This window comes from Acinetobacter sp. ANC_7682, from assembly GCF_056779795.1.
Map to the genome: position 1 here is coordinate 1 of NZ_JBWYIQ010000067.1, position 1712 is coordinate 1712.

General features: G+C 42.4%; 2 protein-coding genes. Both read left to right on the forward strand.

Annotated elements, in window-relative coordinates:
* The coding region (locus AC1M9D_RS13965) for an aromatic ring-hydroxylating oxygenase subunit alpha (protein WP_481612431.1) at positions 1-1243 on the forward strand (1243 nt) is incomplete at its 5' end.
* A 10-nt stretch (positions 1244-1253) separates the two neighbouring features.
* The coding region (locus AC1M9D_RS13970) for an aromatic-ring-hydroxylating dioxygenase subunit beta (RefSeq protein WP_481612432.1) at positions 1254-1712 on the forward strand (459 nt) is incomplete at its 3' end.

Below are 1712 nucleotides of genomic sequence, written 5' to 3' on the forward strand. Positions count from 1 at the left end.
TGATTACAACGAACTGGTTCAAAGTGACCGTGTACATACTTCGCTGTATAAAGATTCAGCCATTTTTGAAGAAGAAATGGAAAAAATCTTTTACAACACTTGGGTATGGGTTGCACATGCAAGTGAACTTCCTGAAGCAGGAAGCTATAAAACGATTAATGTAGGTTTACAGCCTGTTGTCGTAGTACGTGACCGTAAGAAAAAAGTTCATGTACTTTTAAACCGTTGCCGTCACCGTGCCGCGACAGTATGTGAACATAAAAAAGGCAAAACCAACAGTTTCGTTTGTCCGTATCACGGTTGGAGCTATGCATTAGATGGCACATTGCGCGGCGTACCATCTCCAGAAAGTTATGGCGAATGCTTAGACAAATCTGAACTCCCTATGGTGAGTTTACGTGTCGAAGAATATAACGGCATGATCTTCGCTACATTTAAACAAGACATTGAGCCGCTTGTAGATTTCCTTGGTCCTGCTAAAAAGTGGATTGATCTGTTCATGAAACAGGGTGCAGGCTACCCAGTTAAAGTCTTAGGCGAACATCGCTTTACCTTCCCAGGTAACTGGAAGATTCAGTTAGAAAATACAACGGATGCTTACCATTTCCCATTGGTACACAAATCATTCCTGAGCTCTGTTGACGAAAAAACTGAAGAACTTTTCAACTTCGAAAATCAGCCTGGTTATGTTGAAGATCTTGGAAATGGTCACAGTGTCATGGTCATGATTCCTGAACTGATCGATCTCGAAGAAGAACTAATGGAACGTCCAATTCAAGAGCGTTTCGAAGAGCTGGCACAAGCACTTCGTGATGAAGGACATGAAGAACTTGAAGTACGACGTATCTGCCGAGCTGTAGGTGGTACGGGCTTTAACCTTAACATCTTCCCGAATATCGCATGTTCAATGGCATTTTTCCGTGTTATGCAGCCTTTAGCAGTCGATAAAACTGAAATTCATCACTCTGTTATTACGATGGATGGTGGACCTCAAATTGCCAACCAATATCGCTTACGTCTACACGAACACTTCCAAGGACCGTTTGGCTTTGGTACGCCAGATGATGCCGAGGCTTGGGAACGTGTACAAAAAGGCTCCAATGCAGGCAATGATCTTTGGATCATGCTACATCGCGGATTACCCGGTGAAGTTAAAACCGAAGATGGTCTGAAAAGTGATGTAAGTGCTGAAACAGGTATGCGCGCTGCTTATCAGCAGTGGAAAAAGATTATGACGGCTTAAGGGGAATGCAATGAAAATCGACGTAAATTTAGTAAATGAAGTAACCGCATTTATCTGGGCAGAAGCGGATATGCTTGACCATTCGGATTACCGAACTTGGTTAGCATTATGGGAAGAGCAAGGTCAGTACATTATTCCAATCGACCCAGCCTTAACCGATTATGAAAATCACCTGAACTATGCATATGACAATCATCATATGCGTCAGCTGCGTGTTGAACGTTTAGAAAATGGAGAAGCAATTTCAACTTCTCCCAAAGCGAATACAGTACGTAGTTTATCACGTGTACGAATTCTTCAAGATCAAGACGGAGAGATCGTATTACGCTGTGCACAGAATTTACGTGAATTCCGTAAAGAAAACTTGCGCCATTACACAGCAGATGTGATTTACCACTTGGTACGTGATGAAGAAAATGGCTTCAAGATTCGTCGCAAGGTGATTAACCTCATTAATTCAACCGATACC